The sequence below is a fragment of the Sphingomonas sp. TF3 genome (assembly GCF_003985085.1).
In the GTDB taxonomy this organism is placed as follows: domain Bacteria; phylum Pseudomonadota; class Alphaproteobacteria; order Sphingomonadales; family Sphingomonadaceae; genus Sphingomonas.
In genome coordinates this window covers 24,131-39,985 of sequence record NZ_RWKS01000003.1, presented here as the reverse complement: position 1 = coordinate 39,985, position 15,855 = coordinate 24,131, and the positions used below count along the sequence as shown (strand labels likewise).

Annotated in this window: 11 protein-coding genes, 1 tRNA gene and 2 pseudogenes; 9 read left to right on the top strand and 5 right to left on the bottom strand. The window is 64.5% G+C overall.

Annotated features, from left to right (window positions below):
* Nucleotides 1–18 precede the first annotated feature (18 nt).
* On the top strand, nt 19–954 hold the full coding sequence (locus EJC47_RS03050) for a glycerophosphodiester phosphodiesterase family protein (protein ID WP_126845445.1): 936 nt from the start codon (nt 19–21) through the stop codon (nt 952–954).
* Between the two features lie 611 nt (nt 955–1,565).
* Here EJC47_RS03050 and EJC47_RS03045 read toward each other — a convergent pair.
* The 3 genes and pseudogenes from EJC47_RS03045 to EJC47_RS21305 form a co-directional block, all read right to left on the bottom strand.
* The gene (locus EJC47_RS03045; RefSeq protein WP_033963523.1) at nt 1,566–2,336 is read right to left on the bottom strand and encodes an enoyl-CoA hydratase/isomerase family protein; all 771 of its coding nucleotides are present in this window, start codon (nt 2,334–2,336) and stop codon (nt 1,566–1,568) included.
* Nucleotides 2,337–2,435: 99 nt separating this feature from the next.
* Nucleotides 2,436–2,900, bottom strand: coding sequence for a substrate binding domain-containing protein (locus EJC47_RS21310; RefSeq protein WP_260591458.1), 465 nt, complete (start codon nt 2,898–2,900; stop codon nt 2,436–2,438).
* A gap of 82 nt (nt 2,901–2,982) precedes the next feature.
* A pseudogene (locus tag EJC47_RS21305) lies at nt 2,983–3,315 on the bottom strand (LysR family transcriptional regulator); the annotation flags it as partial.
* A gap of 88 nt (nt 3,316–3,403) precedes the next feature.
* Here EJC47_RS21305 and EJC47_RS03035 point away from each other — a divergent pair.
* From EJC47_RS03035 to EJC47_RS03025, 3 genes are read left to right on the top strand one after another with little or no spacing between them, the layout of a single operon-like run.
* Nucleotides 3,404–4,087, top strand: a complete 684-nt coding sequence (locus EJC47_RS03035; protein WP_260591457.1) for a glutathione S-transferase family protein — start codon at nt 3,404–3,406, stop codon at nt 4,085–4,087.
* Nucleotides 4,088–4,123: 36 nt separating this feature from the next.
* On the top strand, nt 4,124–4,798 hold the full coding sequence (locus tag EJC47_RS03030; RefSeq protein ID WP_033963521.1) for a peroxiredoxin-like family protein: 675 nt from the start codon (nt 4,124–4,126) through the stop codon (nt 4,796–4,798).
* A gap of 56 nt (nt 4,799–4,854) precedes the next feature.
* On the top strand, nt 4,855–5,571 hold the full coding sequence (locus EJC47_RS03025) for an SDR family oxidoreductase (RefSeq protein WP_126845444.1): 717 nt from the start codon (nt 4,855–4,857) through the stop codon (nt 5,569–5,571).
* Between the two features lie 94 nt (nt 5,572–5,665).
* Here the strand turns inward: EJC47_RS03025 and EJC47_RS03020 are convergent.
* Nucleotides 5,666–6,784 (bottom strand): annotated as a pseudogene (locus tag EJC47_RS03020) (IS3 family transposase).
* Between the two features lie 217 nt (nt 6,785–7,001).
* Nucleotides 7,002–7,088: transfer RNA gene (locus EJC47_RS03015), tRNA-Leu, on the bottom strand.
* A 109-nt stretch (nt 7,089–7,197) separates the two neighbouring features.
* Between EJC47_RS03015 and EJC47_RS03010 the strand changes: the two genes are divergently transcribed.
* The 5 genes from EJC47_RS03010 (at nt 7,198) to gltB (ending at nt 15,821) form a co-directional block, all read left to right on the top strand.
* A complete protein-coding gene (locus EJC47_RS03010; RefSeq protein ID WP_033963518.1) occupies nt 7,198–8,130 on the top strand; it encodes a complex I NDUFA9 subunit family protein in 933 nt (310 codons plus the stop codon).
* Between the two features lie 23 nt (nt 8,131–8,153).
* Nucleotides 8,154–8,963 carry an undecaprenyl-diphosphate phosphatase gene (locus tag EJC47_RS03005; RefSeq protein ID WP_126845443.1) on the top strand — a complete coding sequence of 270 codons (810 nt, stop codon included), beginning with the start codon at nt 8,154–8,156 and terminating at the stop codon, nt 8,961–8,963.
* 155 nt (nt 8,964–9,118) lie between these two features.
* On the top strand, nt 9,119–10,561 hold the full coding sequence (locus tag EJC47_RS03000; RefSeq protein ID WP_126845442.1) for an NAD(P)-dependent oxidoreductase: 1,443 nt from the start codon (nt 9,119–9,121) through the stop codon (nt 10,559–10,561).
* Nucleotides 10,562–10,716: 155 nt separating this feature from the next.
* Nucleotides 10,717–11,313 (top strand): DUF2059 domain-containing protein, encoded by a 597-nt coding sequence (locus EJC47_RS02995; protein ID WP_260591456.1) that lies wholly within the window; start codon nt 10,717–10,719, stop codon nt 11,311–11,313.
* Entirely contained in the window at nt 11,310–15,821 is a 4,512-nt protein-coding gene (gltB, locus tag EJC47_RS02990) for a glutamate synthase large subunit (protein WP_126845440.1), read from the top strand. Before EJC47_RS02995 ends, gltB begins: the two co-directional genes overlap by 4 nt.
* Nucleotides 15,822–15,855: the final 34 nt, after the last annotated feature.

The window sequence follows — 15,855 nt, the reverse complement described above, 5'->3', positions numbered from 1 at the left end:
CCCATTTGGGCTCTCTCTATGAAAATTCTCCCCTTCACCGCCGCCCTCGCGCTGTTCGCGAGCAGCGCAGCGGGCGCGGCGACACCGCGCGACATCATGGCCAACGTTCGCAATCCGCAGGGCGGGCTGGTCGTCGTCGCGCATCGCGGCTGCCATGCGCCCGCCCCGCATCATGGGTATGGGCCCGCGCCGGAAAACTCGGCGCTCGCCTTGCAGCGCTGCGCGGCGATGGGCGTAGACATGATGGAAACAGACGTACGCGAAACGCGCGACGGCTATCTCGTCATCATGCACGACGACAGTGTCGACCGTACCACCGACGGCAGCGGCAAGGTCGCCGATCTCACTTTGGCGCAGATCAAGCTATTGCACCTGCGTCAGGGAGAAGGCGGCCCGGCGGCGGCAATGACCGATCAGGCCGTGCTGACGCTCGACGAGATGCTGGAACTCGCGAAGGATCGGATCGTCCTCAACCTCGACGTGAAGGACGCCGTCTATCCGCAAGTCATCGCCGCCGCGCGCAAAGCCGGTGCGCAAGATCGCGTGACGCTCAAGACGCGGGTCGGTGCCGGATCGCTGCCGCTTGCAGCAATGGCACCGTATGACGAAGTGGCGTTCCTGGTGATCCCGCAGGATGTCGATGATCGCGACCTCGCCATCGCCGATATCATCTCCGCGCAGATGGCGGGCAGCGTGAAGCCTGTTGGCATCGAATTGCCGTATCGCCTGCCACTGTCGATGCTCGCGACGGTTTCGGCACGCGCGCGATCGCTGGGTGTGCGGCTTTGGGTGAACATGCTGGACGGCAATTTCGTGGTCGGCGCGGGCAGCGACCGCGACGCTCTGCGGGCCCCGGATGCGGTGTGGGGTGCGCTCGTCCGCGCCGGTGCCTCCATGTTGCTGACCGACGAACCCGAAGCAATGCTTGCGATGCGCAATGCCAAACGACGCTGAATGGGCTTCCACGGATGCCGCGTGTTGCCAGACGCCGGACTGAGAGCATGTGGCACTTCCGGGAACGGCATCGGGGCGTGAAATACTGCTCTGCAAACCAATGGCAGCTCTGGACTTTAGCAGTCGCTTGCGCCCGTCCGTCGAACCGCGAAAACAGGTGCCGCCAGCTTCGTGGCGGCGGTGACCCACGAGCGGCCACTCCCGAGACTTTTTCGCCTTCCCAACTTCCGACATCCATTCGTCGCTGCACGCTCAAACTACAGCCCAGCTGGAAGGGCGAAACCTGGGACAAAGCCGTCATTCGCAGGTCCGATGGAGAAGGGCGGTTTGCGGAGGGAGCGGACATTCGCCGGGCTTCCGGTATTCGGCTTGCGAACGAGCAGACTTCGCTGATTGCCGACCGGCAGGTTTTGCAAAGCCGCAAGCCATAACAGCCGGTTCAAATATATGCTTGGTGGTTACGTCGATGGCTCAGCGAACGCTGGTCACGACCAATATAGCCCATCCGGCCCGGAATGAGTAAAGGTCCGCTTCTGAGCGAAGCGGACCTTCAAGAATTCCCGGTCAGGGGGACGCCACCGACCGCGCGTTGCCGAGCGGCGGTGCAAATGTCAGGCTTGGGCCGCCATCGTGCGGGCGACGTCCGCAGCGCTGATGCCTTCCAGCGCAAGGCCATAGCCGCCATCCGCCTCAATCAATCGACGCAGTCCCTGGGTGAGTGCGATCCGCGTATAGCGGCCGGTGAGCGGCGGCAGCGCTGCGATGCCGTCGGCGATCTCGTGCGCGCGGGCGAGCAGGCGGTCGGCCGCCACGATCTCATTGACCACGCCCCAGTCCTTCGCTGTCCCGGCGTCCAAAACTTGCCGGGTGAGCAGGAAATAGCGCCCGCGGATCGATCCGATCACGTGCGGCCACAGGACATGCACGCCATCGCCCGGAACGATGCCGAACTCGAAATGCGGCTTGTCCTGGAACACCGTCTCTGGCGTGGCGAGGACGATATCAGTGAGCAGCGCATATTCGCTGTGCAGCAGCACTGGCCCGTTGAGCGCGGCGATCATCGGCACTTCGATATCGAGGATGTTCGACAGCACCTTGCGGCCTTCGCGCAGGATCTTGTCATAGCCCCGAGGGGTGAAGAAATCGAAGCCCTCGGGATCGATCGCATCCATGAAGGCATCGCCGGAACCCGTCAGGATTACGACGCGATTGTCGCGATCTTCGCCGATCGCATGGAACAGGTCGACGAACTGCTCGTGGGTATGGCCGTTGAAGACGAGCTTGCCGCCGTCGGTGTGCAGGGCGACTTCGAGCACGCCATTGTCCTTGCGGGTCAAGCGGGCGTTGGGAAAGGCGTCGCGATAGGTGTCGAACTTGGCCATGACGGCTGATCCTTCTGTCTGTGCCGGCCCCGTCGGTCGGCGTGCGGATCAGCTAGGCCATTCCGGATGGACGCGGATGACAGCCTGAAGTGATAATCTTTATGCCTGCACGGAATGACCGTCTGCCATCACCGTTTCCACGAAGTTTGCGAACTCGCGGGCCTTGGCGCTCGCCATTCGGCCCGCAGGGAACACGGCCCACAGGTCGAGCGACGGAAGCGACCAGTCGGTCAGGACGCGCCGCACCGCGCCGCTCGCCAGTTCAGGCGCAAACATCCAATCCGAGGCGATGGTGACGCCCATGTCGGCGAGCACGGCGGCGCGGAGCCCTTCGGCCGCGCTTACGCGCACGCGACCGCGCACCGCCACCGAAGACTCGGTGCCGCCGGAGCTGAACGACCAGACGCTGACCGTCTGGCCGTAGACTACGGCTTCATGGTCGGCGAGGTCGGCAGGGTTCTTCGGTTCCCCGGCGCGCGCGAAATAAGCCGGTGTGGCCAGCACCGATCTGCCGCCGGTTGCGAGTTTGCGCGCGGTCGCCGTGGAATCCGCCAGCGTGCCCATGCGCAATGACAAGTCGACCCCCCTCGGCGACAAGGTCGATGACGCGGTCATCGAGGATCACGTCGATCTCCAGTTCGGGATGCTGTTCCAGAAAGCGCGGCAGTAGCGGCACGATGTGCAGCCGCGCGAAAGTCGTCGCCGCCGAGACGCGCAGGCACCCGGACAATCCGGCGCCCGCGCCGCGCGCTGCAAGTTCGGCCTCGTCGGCTTCCCGGATGGCGGCGCGCGCGCGCTCGAAGAAGCGCTGCCCTGCTTCGGTGGGGGTCAGGCCGTGGGTCGAGCGAATCAGCAGGCGGACCTGAAGCCGGTCTTCCAGTTGTGCGATCGTTTTGGAGACGGCCGGCTGACCGACGTTCAGATGTCGGGCGGCGGCAGAGAAGGAGCCCGTTTCCACCACGCGGACGAAAGTCGCCATTGCTTGATATCGGTCCACGTCATTCCTCCTGGGAATGAGCATTATTGCTTCAAGGCCGCTGCCCTGTCGAGCGACGAAGAGGCATCTCATGGCAGCGCTCCCGGATGGTCGGGAGCGCGCCGGGATGATGACGATGCTAGAAGTCTATGCTTTTGCGACGCCCAACAGCGTCAAAGTGCCGATCGCGCTGGAGGAGCTGGGGCTCGACTATGCGCTGCGTTCCGTGAATGTCCGCCAGGGCGAGCAGAAAGCACTCGATTTCCTGGCGCTCAACCCCAATGGCAAGGTGCCGGTACTGATCGATCCCGATGGTCCCGACGGGCGGCTGGTGTTGACCGAGTCCGCCGCGATCCTGATCTATCTCGCCGAAAAGACCGGAATGCTCATGCCATCGGCCGGCGAAGGGCGCGCGCGGGTATTCGAGCAGCTGTTCTTCCATGCCTCGGGGCTGGGGCCGGCGTTCGGCCAGTCGGGATTCTTCCAGCGCTTCGCTGCCGAGCCGCAGCCGATCGCCATCGAGCGTTTCTCGACAGAAGCGAAGCGGACCGTTTCGGTTCTGGACCGCGTGCTGGCGGAGCGCCGCTTCGTCGCGGGCGATGCGTTCACAATAGCGGACATCGCCCATTTCGGTTGGCTGTGGCGGCGCGCGTTTGCCGGCGTCGCGCTCGACGACACGCCCAACGTCGCGCGCTGGTATGCCGAGGTCGAGGCTCGCCCCGGCGTCCAGCGTGCGATCGAACGCGTCAGCGCGCTCGTTCCGCAAGACCATTAATTCCGCTTCCCGGCATTCGCTCCAAGGAGACTTCTCATGACTCTTCAAGCCAGGCTTGATGCCTTCAAAGCCGATTTCCGCGCCGGAAAGCCACCCTATGCCGTGCCGCCCGAGGTAATCGACACGATGGACCGCGCGACCACCGAACTGATCGCCAGCGGCGCTGCTGCGCGGGCACTCAAGGCCGGCGAGGCGGCACCAGCCTTCACGCTCAACGATCCAGACGGCACGCCAGTCGCCTCCGCCGATCTGCTGGCGAAGGGGCCGCTGGTGGTCAGCTTCTACCGCGGTGTTTGGTGCCCCTATTGCAACATGGAGTTGCAGGCGCTCCAGGCGGCGCTGCCCGAGTTCAAGAAACTTGGTGCCAGCCTCGTCGCCATATCGCCGCAGACCGCCGTCAACAGCCGCAAATCCGTGCGCCAGAACGAACTCGGTTTCCCGATCCTTTCGGACCCGCGCAACGATGTGGCGGCGGCGTTCGGCCTGCGTTTCGCGATGCCCGACTATCTGGTCGACCTGTACAAGACGCTGAAGAACGATCTGCCGACGTTCAACGGCGATCCGAGCTGGACGCTGCCGATGCCGGGGCGCTTCGTCATCGGCCAGGATGGCACGATTCTCTATGCCGAGGTGAACCCGGACTATACGCGCCGCCCGGAACCCGAAGACATGCTCCCCACACTGCGCCGCGCTGCCAACGTCGCTGCCTGAAGCCCGTAGCGCTTCGGGTGCGAAAGCACCGGGAGCACGTCTGTCCGGAGAAGACCATGACCCGAACCTTCCTCATCACCGGTGCCAGCAAGGGCATTGGCCTCGCGCTCGCCCATCGCCTCGCCGCTGACGGCCAGCAGGTCGTCGGCATTGCCCGACAGGCGACCGCCGATTTCCCCGGCGCGCTTGTACCCGTCGATCTTGCCGACACGGCCGCCACCGATGCAGCACTCGCCGATCTTACCCGCCGCTTCGCGTTTGATGGCGTGATCAACAATGTCGGGCTCGTCCGTCCGCAGCGGCTCGGCGAAGTCGAGCTAGCTGCGCTGGAGGAAGTAATGCGGGTGAACCTGCACCCGGCGCTCCAGGCCGCGCAGGCGATCCTGCCGGGCATGAAGGATCGCGGCTGGGGCCGGATCGTCAACATTTCCAGCCTGACCATCCTGGGCAGCCTCGAACGGACCGCCTATGCCGCGGCGAAGGCGGCGCTCGTCAGCTTCACCCGCAGTTGGGCGCTGGAACTCGCGACCACCGGCGTTACGGTCAATGCAGTTGCGCCCGGGCCGACCGAAACCGAGCTGTTCCGCGCCAACAATCAGCCGGGCAGTGAAGGCGAGCGGCGCTACCTCGCGGGCGTTCCCATGCAGCGGCTCGGAAAGCCTGATGAAATCGCCGCGGCCATCGCCTTTTTGCTCTCGGGCGATGCAGCTTTCATCACCGGCCAGACACTCCACGTCGACGGCGGAGCCTCGATCGGCAAGGCGACGCTGTGATCTCGTCGGGCCTCGCTATCGAGGTGGCGGCTTCGGACATTGCGGTCATCTCTTGGTCCGATGCCCATGGCCCCTTTTGACGTGCTCCACATTTTCAGGCCGCTGATAACTTAGCTTCGGTGTTCATATGCCGCTGGCGGGGGCGGTTCGTAAACTCGGCGGGTGCCAACCCGCCAAGGCTGCTGTGCGGACGCACGGTGTTATAGATCGTCCGCCATGCCTCAATGATCCGTCTCCGCAGCCAGCGATGGGAACAGGTGCTCGTTCAGGCACTCGTCGCGCAAGCGACCATTAAAGCTTTCGACGAAGCCGTTCTGCTGCGGCTTGCCCGGCGCGATGTAATGCCACTCGACCCCGGTCTCCTGGCACCAGGCGAGAACGGCGTGACTGGTGAGCTCGGTGCCATTGTCGCTGACCACCATGCACGGCAGTCCGCGACGTTCGGCGATGGCGCTCAGCTCGCGGACGACGCGCCGACCTGACAGCGAGGTATCGACGATGCACGCCAGGCATTCCCGGCTGTAATCGTCGATCACGTTGAGCATACGGAACCGCCGGCCGCAGGCCAACGAGTCAGATACGAAGTCGAGCGACCAGCGCTGGTTGGGTTCCTGCGGGATCGCCATCGGCGCCCGCGTGCCGAGCGCCCGCTTGCGGCCGCCACGCTTGCGCACCGTCAGCCGCTCCTCGCGATACAGCCGATACACCTTCTTCAAGTTCATGCCTTCCCCCTCGCGCCTGAGCAGGATCGCCAGCCGACGATAGCCGAACCGACGGCGCTCGTTGGCGATCTCGCGCATCCGTTCGCGCACAGCATCGTCCTTCCCGCGAAGCGGCTCATATTGCCACGCCGACCGATTGACCCCGACCAGCCTGCAGGCACGACGCTCGGAGAAGCCGTGATCGGCCATCAGCTTCTCCACCGCAGCGTAGCGCTCCGCAGACCGGGTCAGTTTTTTCCCAGCAGATCCTTCAGCGCCGACACGTCCAGCATCGATTCCGCCAGCAGCCTCTTCAGCCGTCGGTTCTCATCTTCCAGCGCTCGCAATCGTGCCGCGTCGGACACCGTCAGTCCGCCGTACTTCGACTTCCAGGTGTAAAAGGTTGCATCGCTGATCCCGTGCTTCCGGCACAGATCGGCCGTCTTCGCGCCAGCTTCATGCTCGCGCAGTACCCCAATGATCTGATCCTCGGTAAATCGGCTTCGCCGCATCACTCGTCTCCAACTGACGAGCTAATTACCAATGGCATGAATTCTGGGGAGCACGTCACCAGCAGACACAAAATGAGACCTCTTTTGTGTCTCTTTTGCTGAATTCCGCTGGATCAACCCGGACGGTTGCCAGCGATCGTCAATGAATTTGTGCTTTGAAGCCAGCCGCTTGCCCGGCGTCCCTGGACGCTCCCAGATGGAACGAACAGAAAACAAATGGTGCCCGGAAGAGGACTCGAACCTCCACGCCCTTGCGAGCGCCAGCACCTGAAGCTGGTGCGTCTACCAATTCCGCCATCCGGGCACTGGGTAGGGAGCGGCCCTTAGGGGAGCGGAGTCGGCCTTGTCAACACGGGCGTTGCTGGGGCAAGGGACAAATTACCGGTTCAGACGGCATTTACGAGGCGCACCACATGAAAGACACACTGGTTACGCTGATTGGCGGCGGGGGTTTTCTCGGCCGCTATGTCGCGCAAGCCTTGCTCGCACGGGGCGCGCGCGTGCGAATCGCGCAGCGCGATCCGCGCCAAGCCTTCTTTCTGAAGCCGCAGGGCGGGCTCGGCCAGACGCAATTCGTCGCCGCTGACCTCGCCAAGCCCGAATCGATTGCGCGCGCGGTCGCCGGGTCGGATGCGGTGGTGAATCTGGTCGGCATCCTGGGCGGGGATTTCCAACGGGTGCATGTCGAGGGCGCGCGCATCGTCGCCGAGGCCGCGAAAGCCGCAGGCGTTGCCCAGCTGGTGCAGATTTCGGCGATCGGGGCCGATCCCGCATCGCCCTCGGCCTATGGCCGTTCCAAGGGCGAGGGCGAGGCGGCGGTGCGCGCGGCCTTCCCCAGCGCTACGATCCTGCGCCCGTCGATCGTGTTCGGCCGCGAGGACCAATTCATCAATCGCTTCGCCAAGATGATTGCCAGCGCGCCGGTCGTGCCGGTGCTGCGCGCAGGAACCAAATTCCAGCCAGTGTACGTTGGCGACGTCGCCGACGCGGTGGTCGCCGCGATCGAAAATCCGGCGCTGTCGGCGGGCAAGACGCTGGAGCTGGGCGGCCCCGACATTCTGTCGATGGGTGCGCTGGTGCGCTGGATCGCCAAGGCGGTCCGCCGCACGCCGCATATCGTCGAATTGCCCGACGCCATTGGCGGGGCGATCGCAGCGTTCGGCTTCCTGCCCGGCGCGCCGATCACATCCGATCAATGGAAGATGTTGGCAAACGATAATGTCGTTACCACCACGAACGGGCTAACCGCGCTGGGAATCACCCCAACGCCGCTCGACGCGGTGGCGGCGGGGTGGCTGGTGCAATATCGCAAGGGCGGACGGTTCGCGGTGCCGGCATCGGCCTGAGCGCCGATTAACAGGGGATTTTCGTGAACGAGATCATCAACATCATCCTCCTCGGCATTGTCGAGGGGGTGACCGAGTTCCTGCCCGTCTCCTCGACCGGGCATCTGATCCTGGCGACCAAGCTGCTGGGCTATGATGCGGCGCGCTGGGAGGTGTTCAACATCGTCATCCAGCTCGGCGCGATCCTGGCGATCGTGGTGCTGTACTGGCGCACCTTCTGGGCGGTCGGCATGGGGCTGCTGCGGCGCGATCCGGTGTCGATCCGCTTCGTGCGCAACGTGCTGGTGGCGTTCATCCCCGCCGCCGTCATCGGCCTCGCCATCCACAAGCAGATCGAGGCGCTGCTCGGCAATGCCGAGGTGGTGTCGATCGCGCTGATCGTCGGCGGCTTTGCGATCATCGCGGTCGAACGCTTCGCCCCCAAGAGCAACATCGTCGGCGTGGCGGATATTCCGCTGCCCAAGGTCATCGGCATCGGCTTCCTGCAATGCCTGGCGATGGTGCCGGGGGTGAGCCGTTCGGGCGCGACCATCCTTGGCGCGCTGGCGCTGGGGGTGGAGCGGCGCACTGCCGCCGAGTTCAGCTTCTTCCTCGCCATCCCGACCATGCTGGGGGCAACCACGCTCGAACTGGTCAAGAACCGGCATGAGCTGGTCAGCGGGCACGGCGTCGGGCTGGCGGCCATCGCACTCGGCTTCGCGGTCGCCTTCGTCGTCGCGCTGATCGTGGTGAAAGCCTTTGTCGGTATCGTCACCCGATTCGGGTTCATCCCCTTTGCCTGGTATCGGATTGTTGCGGGAAGCATCGCCCTCGCATGGCTTTTGAGCATTTAGGGCCGGTTCGGAATTATACAAGCTAGACAAAACCGGTTTTGGCACCCCTCACATCAAACGACGCATTTTATAGGTCACATAGGCTGTCCTAAATGCCGTTTTGGTCGTGACAATCCGCGTAAGCCACGGTATCTGCGCCCTCGAAAGGGGCGCAGATGGCCGACACGTCGCTACTGAAGTTCGTCGATCGCGAGCAGGCTTATCCAGCCAAACGCGAACCCGAGATCCGTGCCGAGGATTTCCGCGAAATCGCCGAGCGCTATGCCGCGCCCGAAGCGGAGGATCAGGCCGGGCGCTGCTCGCAATGCGGCGTCCCCTATTGCTCGGTGCATTGCCCGCTGCACAACCACATCCCCGACTGGCTGCGCCTCACCGCGGAAGGCCGCCTGCGCGAAGCCTATGAGCTGAGCAATTCCACCTCGACCATGCCCGAGATTTGCGGCCGCATCTGCCCGCAGGACCGGTTGTGCGAAGGCAATTGCGTCATCGAATTTTCCGGCCACGGCGCGGTGACGATCGGGTCGGTCGAGAAGTTCATCACCGATACCGCCTGGGAAGAAGGCTGGGTCGAGCCGCTCGTGCCCGGCACGCCGCGCGGCCAATCGGTCGGGGTGATCGGTGCAGGCCCCGCAGGGCTCAGCGCCGCCGAATATCTGCGCGTCAGCGGTTATGACGTGCACGTCTATGATCGGTACGATCGTGCAGGCGGGCTGCTGACCTATGGCATCCCCGGCTTCAAGCTGGAAAAGCCCGTCGTCATGCGCCGGGTCGACCGGCTGAAGGCAGGCGGCATCGTCTTCCACGAAAATTTCGAGGTCGGCCGTGATGCCACGCTCGACGAGTTGCGCCAGCGCCATGATGCGGTGCTGATCGCGACCGGCGTGTACCGCGCCCGTGCGATCAAGGCAGCGGGCGTCGACAAGAACGGCGTGGTCGATGCCCTCGCCTTCCTCACCGCCTCCAACCGCAAGAATTTCGGCGACGCCGTGCCGGAGTTCGACGATGGTCGCCTCAATGCTGCGGGCAAGCATGTCGTCGTCATCGGCGGCGGCGATACCGCGATGGATTGCGTGCGCACCGCGATCCGCCAGAATGCGGCGTCGGTAAAATGCCTCTACCGCCGCGACCGCGCCAACATGCCCGGCTCGCAGCGCGAAGTGAACAACGCCGAGGAGGAAGGCGTCGAGTTCGTCTGGCTCTCCGCGCCGGAAAGCTTCACCGGCGGTGAGGCGGTCGGCGGCGTGAAAGCAAGCGGCATGCGCCTCGGCGCACCCGACGCCTCGGGCCGCCGCGCGCCCGAAATCGACCCGCAAGGCGGCTTCGATTTGCCCGCCGATCTCGTCATCAAGGCGCTCGGCTTCGATGCCGAGGATCTGCCGAAACTGTTCGGCGCGCCCGAACTCGGCACGACGCGCTGGGGCACGGTGCTGGTCGACAACAAAACGCTGATGACCTCGCTCGACGGCGTGTTCGCAGCCGGAGACATCGTGCGCGGTGCAAGCCTCGTCGTCTGGGCGATCCGCGACGGCCGCGATGTGGCGGCGAGCATGCACAAATATCTGAAGGCGAAGGCCAAAACTGAGAGGATAGCGGCATGAAATACGGTTGTATCGCAGCGGTAGCCTTCGCCTTGGCTACGCCACCGGCATTTGCCCAAAGCGTGCCGGAAGCAGCCGCCCCGGCCACCACGCAACCCGCAACTCCCGTCGATCCAGCCCGGTTAGCCGTAGCGCGTCGGGTGGCGGAACGGCTCTTGCCCCCCGGCATCTATAAGAAGCTCATGTCCACCTCGATGGACGCCATGATGGGGAACCTTGGCGGTGCGATGAAGGCTATGCCGCTCCGCCAGATCGCGCAGATTGGCGGCATGAGCGCCGAGGAAGCGCAGAAGCTCGACAAGGTCGATCTCTCGCAGGTCATGGCGATCTATGATCCGCATTGGGAGGAGCGCCAGAAACTGACGATGCACGCGATGTTTGGTGCGATGGGTGACTTCTTCACGACGATGGAGCCCGAGCTTCGCGAAGGAATGGCAACGGCCTATGCGAACCGCTTCTCGCTCTCCGAGCTGAACGATCTGGATCGCTTTTTCGAAACGCCCACCGGCACCAAATATGCGGCAACCGCCACGACGATCATGACGGATCCTGCGGTCATGAATACGATGAAGGACCTCATGCCCAAGATGATGCAGCAGATGCCGCACTTCTTGGAGGCGGCGAAGAAGGCGACCGCGGCGCTACCGCCGCCGCGAAAGATAAAAGACCTGAGCCCGGCGGAAAAAGCGCGACTGGCGAAGGCGCTGGGTATGGATGAGAGCAAGCTGCAAGACCCCAAGGGCACATCATGATCGACCAACGCGCCTATCTCGCCGAACACGGCATGTACCGCCCCGAATTTGAGGGCGACGCTTGCGGCGTGGGCCTTGTCGCGGCGACCGATGGCACGCCGTCGCGCCGGGTCGTGCAATCCGCGATCGATGCGCTGAAGGCCGTATGGCATCGTGGTGCCGTCGATGCCGATGGCAAGACTGGCGATGGCGCTGGCCTGCATATCGACCTGCCGCTCAAATTCTTCGACGATGCGATCGCTGCCTCGGGCCACCGCCCGCTGCCCAACCGGTTGGCTGTCGGCATGATCTTCCTGCCGCGCACCGATCTGGGCGCGCAGGAGGACTGCCGCACGATCGTCGAAAGCGCGATCATCGAGGAAGGCTATACCATTTATGGCTGGCGCCAGGTGCCGGTCGATGTGTCGGTGATCGGGCAAAAGGGCCTCGCCACGCGCCCCGAGATCGAACAGATCATGATCGCCGGTCCGCTACCCGAAGAGCAGAGTGCCGCCGAGTTTGAAAAGAACCTCTATCTCGTCCGTCGCCGGATCGAGAAGCGCGTCATCGCCGCGCAGATCCAGGGCTTTTACGTCTGCTCGCTGTCGTGCCGCTCGATCATCTATAAGGGCCTGTTCCTCGCCGAATCGCTGTCGATCTTCTACCCCGATCTGCGCGATGCGCGGTTCGAGAGCCGGGTCGCGATCTTCCATCAGCGCTATTCGACCAACACCTTCCCGCAATGGTGGCTGGCGCAACCGTTCCGCACGCTGGCGCACAATGGTGAGATCAACACCATTCGCGGCAACAAGAACTGGATGCTCAGCCACGAGATCAAGATGGCGAGCCTGTCGTTCGGCGAGCAGTCCGAAGACATCAAGCCGGTGATCCCGGCGGGCGCATCCGACACCGCCGCACTCGATGCTGTGTTCGAGGCGATCTGCCGCTCGGGCCGCGACGCGCCGACCGCCAAGCTGATGCTGGTGCCCGAAGCCGTGTCGGACAATTCCGACATGCCCGCCGATCACCTTGCCATGTATCAATATCTGGCGAGCGTGATGGAGCCGTGGGACGGCCCCGCCGCGCTGGCGATGACCGATGGCCGCTGGGCGGTGGCGGGCATGGACCGCAACGCGCTGCGCCCCTTGCGCTATGTCCGCACGATCGACGGTCTGGTAATCGTCGGCTCGGAAAGCGGCATGGTCGTCGTGCCCGAATCGACCGTGGTGGAAAAAGGCCGGCTCGGGCCGGGTCAGATGCTCGCGATCGATCTCGATGAAGGCGTGCTGCTGCACGACCGCGCGATCAAGGACCGCATTGCGGGCGAAGCCGATTATGCCGGGATGATCGAGGCGTTCCAGCGGATCGAAGCGCTGCCGCAGCCCGAGCACGACCCGATCACGCGCTTCGACCGCGCCGAGCTGACGCGCCGCCAGATCGCCGCCGGGCAGACGCTCGAAGATATGGAGCTGATCCTCGCGCCGATGGTCGAAAGCGCCAAGGAAGCGATCGGCTCGATGGGCGACGATACCCCGCTCGCGGTCATCTCCGACAAGCCGCGCCTGATCAGCCAGTTCTTCCGGCAGAATTTCAGCCAGGTCACCAACCCGCCGATCGATCCGCTTCGCGAACGCCATGTGATGTCGCTCAAGACGCGCTTCGGCAACCTTGCCAACATCCTCGACACCGAGGATCGGCGTGATGGCGTGCTGGTGCTGCAGTCGCCAGTGCTCGACGGCACCACCTGGGCGCAATTGAAGACGCATTTCGGCGCACAGGCAGCCGAAATCGACTGCACCTTCGAAGCCGGTGGCGGCCCGGAGACGCTGCGCGCCGCGATCGCGCGCATCCGTGCCGAAGCAGTGACCGCAGTCCGCCAGGGCAAGAGCGAATTGTTCCTGACCGACATGGCGATCGGCCCGGACCGGATCGGCATCGCCGGCGTGCTCGCGGCGGCGGCTGTCCATACGCACCTCGTACGGATGGGGCTGCGCTCTTATGCCAGCATCAACATCCAGACGGCCGAATGCCTCGACACGCATTATTATGCGGTGCTGATCGGTGTCGGCGCGACCACGGTCCACGCCTATCTCGCCGAGGCCGCGATTGCCGACCGCCATGCGCGCGGCCTGTTCGGGGATCTGACGCTCACCGAATGCCTCGCGCGGCATCGCACCGCGATCGACGAGGGCCTGCTCAAGATCATGTCGAAGATGGGGATCGCGGTGATCTCCAGCTATCGCGGCGGCTATAATTTCGAGGCGGTCGGCCTCAGCCGTGCGCTGGTCAACGACCTGTTCCCGGGGATGCCCGCGAAGATTTCGGGCGAGGGCTATGCCTCGCTCCACCTCAACGCGCAGTTGCGGCACGACAAGGCGTATGACTCGGCGGTGGCATCGCTGCCGATCGGCGGCTTCTATCGCCAGCGCCACACCGGCGAAACGCACGCTTATTCCGCGCAACTCATGCACTTGCTGCAAACGGCGGTGTCGACCGACAGCTATTCCACCTATCTGCAATTCTCGCGCGGGGTGGAGGGGCTGCCGCCCATCTATCTGCGCGACCTGCTGCAGTTCAACTTCCCGGCCGAGGGCGTGCCGGTCGATCAGGTCGAGGCGATCACCGAAATCCGCAAGCGTTTCGTGACGCCGGGCATGTCCTTGGGCGCACTCAGCCCGGAAGCGCATGAAACGCTCGCCATCGCGATGAACCGCATCGGTGCCAAGGCGGTGTCGGGCGAAGGCGGCGAGGACAGCGCGCGCTATCAACCCTATGCCAATGGCGACAACGCCAATTCGGGGGTGAAGCAAATCGCCAGCGGGCGCTTCGGCGTGACGGCGGAATATCTCAACGCCTGCGACGAGATCGAAATCAAGGTCGCGCAGGGGGCAAAGCCCGGCGAGGGCGGGCAATTGCCCGGCTTCAAGGTGACCGAGTTCATCGCCAAGCTGCGCCATGCGACGCCGGGCGTGACGCTGATCTCGCCGCCGCCGCATCACGACATCTATTCGATCGAGGATCTGGCGCAGCTCATCTATGATCTGAAGCAGATCAACCCGATCGCGCGCGTGTGCGTGAAGCTCGTTTCCTCGGCGGGGATCGGCACGGTGGCGGCGGGCGTGGCCAAGGCGCATGCCGACGTCATCCTGATCGCCGGGCATGTCGGCGGGACCGGGGCCTCGCCGCAGACCAGCATCAAATATGCCGGAACGCCGTGGGAAATGGGCTTGTCGGAGGTCAACCAGACGCTGACGCTCAACGGCCTGCGCGGGCGGATCAAGCTGCGCACCGATGGCGGCCTCAAGACCGGGCGCGATATCGTCATCGCCGCGATCCTGGGCGCGGAAGAGTTCGGCATCGGCACGCTGTCGCTGGTGGCGATGGGCTGCATCATGGTGCGGCAATGCCATTCCAACACCTGCCCGGTCGGCGTGTGCACGCAGGACGCCGCTTTGCGCGCCAAATTCGGCGGTACGCCCGAAAAGGTCATCAATTTGATGACCTTCATCGCCGAGGAAGTGCGCGACATCCTCGCCCGGCTCGGCTTCCGCAGCTTGGATGAAGTGATCGGCCGCACCGAATTGCTGCGGCAGGTCAGCCGTGGCGCCGAGCATCTCGACGATCTCGACCTCAACCCGATCCTCGCCAAGGTCGATGCACCCGACGATCAGCGTCGCTTCAGCCTGAAAACGCGCCGCAACGAAGTGCCCGACAGCCTCGATGCGCAGATGATAAAGGACGCCGCCGCCGTCTTCACCCGCCGCGAGAAGATGCAGCTGACCTATTCGGTGCGCAACACGCACCGCGCGGTCGGCACGCGGCTGTCGAGCGAGATCACGCGGACCTTCGGCATGTCGGCCCTCGCCGACGGGCATGTCCATGTCCGCCTGCGCGGCTCGGCCGGGCAGAGCCTCGGCGCGTTCCTGTGTAAGGGCATCACGCTCGAAGTGTTTGGCGACGCCAATGACTATGTCGGCAAGGGCCTGTCGGGCGGCAACATCGTCGTTCGCCCGGTGGTCAGTTCGCCGCTCGCCAGCCAGGACAACACCATCATCGGCAACACCGTGCTCTACGGCGCAACCTCGGGCAGCCTCTATGCAGCGGGTCAGGCGGGCGAACGCTTCGCGGTGCGCAATTCGGGCGCGACCGTGGTGGTCGAAGGCTGCGGTGCCAATGGCTGCGAATATATGACCGGCGGCACCGCCGTCGTGCTCGGCCCGGTCGGTGCCAATTTCGGTGCAGGCATGACCGGCGGCATGGCGTTCATCTATGATGCCGACGGCAGCTTCGCGCGGCGCGCCAACCCCGAGAACATCACCTGGAACCGCCTGTCCTCGCTGCATTGGGAAGCGGTGCTGCTCGGCCTGGTGCGCGCGCATCATGCCGCGACCGACAGCAAATGGTCGGGCGCGTTGCTCGACGATTGGGGCCGCGCGGTCGACCATTTCTGGCAAGTGGTGCCCAAGGAAATGCTGACCCGCCTCGCGCATCCACTCGACGACCGGGTCGAGCAGATCGCCGCCGAATGATCGACCGGGCGCGCGAATCATGCTAACGGTTCGC

Bases quoted from the DNA above. Each gene is read 5' to 3' on its own strand.
- EJC47_RS03035 (WP_260591457.1), top strand. From the start codon at position 3,404: ATGGCAGCGCTCCCGGATGGTCGGGAGCGCGCCGGGATGATGACGATG.
- EJC47_RS03025 (WP_126845444.1), top strand. From the start codon at position 4,855: ATGACCCGAACCTTCCTCATCACCGGTGCCAGCAAGGGCATTGGCCTC.
- EJC47_RS03045 (WP_033963523.1), bottom strand. From the start codon at position 2,336: ATGGCCAAGTTCGACACCTATCGCGACGCCTTTCCCAACGCCCGCTTG.
- EJC47_RS03010 (WP_033963518.1), top strand. From the start codon at position 7,198: ATGAAAGACACACTGGTTACGCTGATTGGCGGCGGGGGTTTTCTCGGC.
- EJC47_RS03050 (WP_126845445.1), top strand. From the start codon at position 19: ATGAAAATTCTCCCCTTCACCGCCGCCCTCGCGCTGTTCGCGAGCAGC.
- EJC47_RS21310 (WP_260591458.1), bottom strand. From the start codon at position 2,900: ATGGGCACGCTGGCGGATTCCACGGCGACCGCGCGCAAACTCGCAACC.
- gltB (WP_126845440.1), top strand. From the start codon at position 11,310: ATGATCGACCAACGCGCCTATCTCGCCGAACACGGCATGTACCGCCCC.
- EJC47_RS03000 (WP_126845442.1), top strand. From the start codon at position 9,119: ATGGCCGACACGTCGCTACTGAAGTTCGTCGATCGCGAGCAGGCTTAT.
- EJC47_RS03030 (WP_033963521.1), top strand. From the start codon at position 4,124: ATGACTCTTCAAGCCAGGCTTGATGCCTTCAAAGCCGATTTCCGCGCC.